Here is a 5,070-nt window from a genome sequence, read left to right as displayed (position 1 = left end):
TCAAAGGTGGTACCCGCCACGCGATCGATCAGTGGGATCGATCCCAAATCGAAAATCGAAAATCCTTGCGTCCCCCGTATTTATCTCGCGCAAGTCAATCTCAAATCTCAAATCTCAAATCTCAAATCGATTGACCGACTGTCTTTTGACAAAATCGATAGGCTACATTTATGATATTCAACACTTATCAATTATCAATCAGCAGTAAAAAAACTAATAACTAATGACTGCTGACTACTGACTCAAAATGTTAGACCTGCTGCTAATTAGCACTTTGGGATTTCTCGGCAGTTTCGGTCACTGCGCGGGGATGTGCGGCCCGCTGACAGTGGCATTTTCTCATTCTAATTCCCGCAACGATAAATTAGCTGCTTTCCGCTTTCATTTGCTGCTAAATTTGGGGAGAATTGCTGCTTACGCTTTGGTTGGTGCTGCAATTGGCGGGCTGGGTTCGGTGTTAATTGCTGGCGGACTTTTGGCTGGTACGGGTAGCGAATTGCGGCGGGCGATCGCACTTCTGACGGGCACGATGCTGATTTGGTTCGGAGTAGTGCAAATTAAACCGGGTTTGCTGCCGGGATTGCCGCTGCTGCACCCAATGTCGCACGATCGAGTCGGACAAGCAATGAGCAAGCTTTCGGCACAAAAAAACTGGTGGGTGCCGATTGCTTTGGGTTTGCTTTGGGGTTTGATTCCCTGCGGTTTCCTCTACGCGGCGCAGATTAAGGCGGCGGAAACGGGAAACCCGGTTTTGGGTGCGGCGACGATGCTGGCTTTTGGATTGGGAACACTGCCAACTATGCTGGGAGTGGGTTTTTTTGCTGGCAGATTGAGCGCAAACAGGCGGAGTCAACTGTTTCGGATGGGTGGGTGGGTGACGGTGGCGATCGGAATTCTTACCCTGCTGCGAACCGATGAAATGGTCGATTTTACGGGCCACGCAGCGCTGCTGTGCTTGATGCTAGCACTGTTGGCGCGTCCGGTTAGCAAGTTTTTGCCGCAACTGCTGCGCTACCGCCGCGCCTTGGGTGTGGGCGCGTTTGTCCTGGCAGTCGCCCACACGTTTCATATGCTGGATCATACGCTGCGATGGAATTTTGATGCTGTGTCCTTCATGTTGCCGCAGCATCAGTTGGGAATGGCGGCTGGGATGACGGCGCTGCTGTTGATGTTGCCGGCGGCGGTTACAAGTTGCGATCGCATGCAAAATTTTTTAGGCCAACTGTGGCGAAGGCTTCACCTGTTAAGCGTTCCAGCTTTCTTGCTGTGCGCTGTACACGCCGCACTCATCGGTTCCCGCTATCTCGGCGGCTTTGAATGGAAGTTGCACAATCAACTGCTGACAGCCGTGTTAGCGGTGATTGCGGTGTTAGTTATGTTTGTGCGATCGCGCTTGTTTTGGTCACTTTTATCACTAGAAAATTTCTATGTTTCGCCTGTCAAACAAAAGTAAAAGTTTAGGATTGTTAGTATTTTTGGGATTGCTAGTTGCAGCAGCAATTCCCAGTGCGCCGCAGTTAAACTCAATTTCAGTTTTGGCGCACCAAGTCGAAGTATCGGGAGATGTAGCAGCTACCTTTCACCTCGAACCCAACCACAACCCTCGCGCCGGACAGCCTGCGAGAGTGTGGTTTGCGCTGACTAGCAGGGGCGGTCAAATTATCCCGCTAGAGCAGTGTAATTGCAAATTGGCTGTTTATCCTAAAAATCGTAAAGATGGGGATAAGCCGCTGATGCAGCCGCCTTTAAAAGCCATATCTGCGGAGAAATATCAAGGGATTCCGGGAGCTGATATCGTGTTTCCCAAGGCTGGGATTTACGAACTTGAATTGAGCGGAACAGCCAAAAATAAAGCTAATTTTAAACCCTTTAAACTGACTTATACAGTCACGGTTCGCTAAGATAATCTTTCCATCACCGAACATAAATCTTGTAGGAGCGGGTTCACCAACAATAAATGCCTCAAACCCACAATCTCATAAACCCGCCCCCACCCAACTAAGATAATATTTCCATCACCGAACATAAATCTTGTAGGGGCGGGTTCACCAACAATAAATGCCTCAAACCCACAATCTCATAAACCCGCCCCCACCCAACGGCAAATCATAATCTACCTATTTTAACATACAAGAAAATACAACCGAAATCTGTATAAAACATTAAAAATTGCCCACTCTACAAAATGTCACAATTTTTTACACTACATTATAACCAGTGTCAATTCTGGAACTCGTGCAAGCTAACCTCTCTTGAACTGACCAAAGGATATAACGATGGATATCTTATCTAACACCGTGGCGCTATCGCGGATGCAATTTGCGCTAACCGCCATATTCCATATGCTGTGGCCAGTTCTGACAACTGGAATGGGAATTTATCTGGTAATTGTTGAAGGAATGTGGCTGAAAACTCGCAATCCAGACTACTACCATCACGCTCGTTTTTGGTCTAAACTTTACGTCCTCAACTTCGGAATAGGAGTAGCTTCTGGAATTCCGATGGAATTTCAGTTTGGCACAAACTGGGCACCATTTTCTGAAGCAGTCGGTGACTTTTTTGGCAGCATTTTAGGCTTTGAAGCTTCAATGGCATTTATGTTAGAAGCCGGCTTTTTAGGAATTATGCTGTTTGGTTGGGAGCGCGTTCACCCGATCGTCCATTATTTCGCTACAATCATGGTAGCCTTCGGCGCTAACCTATCCACAGTCTGGATTTTAGTCGCTAACTCTTGGCTGCAAACTCCTGCGGGCGGAGAAATGGTCAATGGCAAGTTTATTGTCAGCGATTACTTTCAAGCAATTATGAACCCGTTCGCATTAAACAGCATTCTCCATATGTTTTTTGCGACGCTAGAAACTTCGCTGTTTGTCATTGGCGGCATTAGTGCTTGGTACATTCTCAATAAGCGCAACCAAGCCTTTTTTTCCAAGTCTTTAAAAATTGCCATAGCAACAGCAATCGCCGTGGCACCCTTGCAGATATACATCGGACATTTGAGCGCCGAACAAGTTTATCACTATCAACCCACTAAATTAGCAGCAATCGAAGCTAAGTGGGAAACCTCACCAGCGGGAGAGTCTGCAGATTGGACTTTGCTAGCTTTGCCTAATGAAAAAGCCCAAAAAAATGACTGGGAAATTAGCATTCCCAATGGCTTAGGATACATTCTGGAATTCAAACAAAAACTCTCCGAACCGGTACTCGGATTGAAGGAATGGCAGCCAGAAGATAGACCGAGGATGGTGGGTTTAATCTATTATTGTTTCCGCATCATGTCCGGCATTGGATTCTTTTTTGTAGGATTGATGCTGTTGAGTATAATTCAGTGGATGCGGGGCAAACTTGCTGCTGAAAATATTAGCAGTCAACCTTGGCTGATGCGCGCTTGGGTATTAGCTGCTCCCCTGGGGTATATTGCTGTAGAATCCGGTTGGATTGTCCGCTGTGTCGGCAGACAACCGTGGGCTTTATACGGGCAAATTCGCACTGCTGACGCGGTGTCAAACATCCCCGCTAGCAATGTTTTAACTTCTCTCAGTTTCTTTGCCGTTGTTTACAGCTTTTTGTTTGTTTGTGCCTTGTATTTTGGCAGCAGAATTATCCGCCAAGGGCCTAATTTAACTCTGCCGGTACCGGGATTAGACAATGAACCTGCAATCGAAACTCAACCTGCAGAACACATTCCCGATCAACGTCCAGTAGAAGCACAACAATAGGAGATTTTATGCAAGCTTTGGAGCATTTTCTCCCGCAAGTTTGGTTCGTAATTTTAGGTATTTTTCTCTTGCTTTACGTCATGCTAGACGGTTTTGACTTGGGAGTCGGAATCTTGTCTCTGACTGCTGACGACGAGGAACGCAGGGGCATTTTAATGACAAGTCTGGGTAATGTTTGGGACGCTAACGAAACTTGGCTGGTGTTGATGGGAGGCGCTCTGTTTGGCGCATTTCCCCTCGCTTACGGCACGATTTTAACGGCGCTGTACATACCGATTTGCATGATGCTTTTTGGTTTGATATTTCGGGCTGTAGCCTTTGAGTTTCGCGAGCATTCTAATCGCAAATTATTCTGGAATTATGCCTTTGGTGCTGGCAGTTTTTTAGCAGCTTTAGCTCAAGGATTTGCCCTCGGTGCTGTGCTCGAAGGCATTGCGGTTGATGAAGCCGGTCACTTTGTGGGTACTACTTGGGACTGGCTGGATTGGCGATCGATCTTGGTTGCTTTGACGCTGATTCAAGGCTATGTTTTGATCGGTTCAACCTATCTAATTATGAAAACGGAGGGCGAACTGCAAACAAATCACTATCGCACGGCTAAAATTGCGGCGGTGACGACTTTAATCGGAGCGATTTTAATTACGATCGCCACTCCGGTTTTTTATGAAAGTACGAGAGCGAGGTTGTTCGAGAAACCGCTAGTTTATATCTTTGTCGCGATTCCTTTGTTGGGAGTGCTGTTGGTGGGAATGCTGCTGAAAAGTCTCGCAAGCAAAGAAGAACGGACGCCGTTTATCTGGACAATTTTGATTTTTTTGCTCAGTTTTATCGGCTTAGGATTGATTGTTTTCCCCTACATTATCCCGACGCAAATCACGATTTACCAAGCCGCAGCTTCTCCCAGCGCCCTGGTGTTTATGATTGTGTTCATCGGCTTTCTGATCCCGATTATGATTTTTTACAACATCTACAATTATGTGGTGTTTCGGGGTAAGGTTGTCGGCGGTCACTATGGGGAATAAAGCATAATACAACCGCAGATTTAAGTCAATATACGCAGATAAGCTCAACTCTATATCCTGGTTTTTCTGCGTATATTTGCGGTTTAAAATTACAAATTATTGTTTTCTGATACCATCACAACTTACGCAACCATAGTAGACATAACATAGCGCAAATAGTGCAGAATAGGGAAATGAACTGGTTGAGAATTAGCGATCGCACGTCATGCCACCTGAAATTTGAAATTTGAGATTTGAGATCGATCGCACGGAGGGAGCATCCCGATTTTGCAAGTATACAAAAGTATGATAAAATGCGCTGCTTTTGGGAAAAGCCAACACTTAGCTTC

At 46.1% G+C, this 5,070-nt stretch carries 4 protein-coding genes; all 4 read left to right on the top strand.

The window, feature by feature from the left end; all coding sequences use genetic code 11:
* Positions 1-247 precede the first annotated feature (247 nt).
* Positions 248-1,453, top strand: coding sequence for an urease accessory protein UreH domain-containing protein (locus QUA99_RS32135; RefSeq protein WP_333245462.1), 1,206 nt, complete (start codon positions 248-250; stop codon positions 1,451-1,453).
* The gene (locus QUA99_RS32130) at positions 1,428-1,901 is read left to right on the top strand and encodes a hypothetical protein (protein ID WP_333245463.1); all 474 of its coding nucleotides are present in this window, start codon (positions 1,428-1,430) and stop codon (positions 1,899-1,901) included. Before QUA99_RS32135 ends, QUA99_RS32130 begins: the two co-directional genes overlap by 26 nt.
* 375 nt (positions 1,902-2,276) lie before the next feature.
* Positions 2,277-3,719 (top strand): cytochrome ubiquinol oxidase subunit I, encoded by a 1,443-nt coding sequence (locus QUA99_RS32125; protein ID WP_333245466.1) that lies wholly within the window; start codon positions 2,277-2,279, stop codon positions 3,717-3,719.
* A gap of 8 nt (positions 3,720-3,727) precedes the next feature.
* Positions 3,728-4,741, top strand: a complete 1,014-nt coding sequence (gene cydB, locus QUA99_RS32120; RefSeq protein WP_333245468.1) for a cytochrome d ubiquinol oxidase subunit II — start codon at positions 3,728-3,730, stop codon at positions 4,739-4,741.
* The last annotated feature ends 329 nt before the right edge of the window (positions 4,742-5,070 follow it).

The sequence above is a fragment of the Microcoleus sp. F10-B2 genome (genome assembly GCF_036704965.1).
In the GTDB taxonomy this organism is placed as follows: Bacteria; Cyanobacteriota; Cyanobacteriia; order Cyanobacteriales; family Microcoleaceae; genus Microcoleus.
This window is presented reverse-complemented; position numbering and strand designations above follow the sequence as displayed.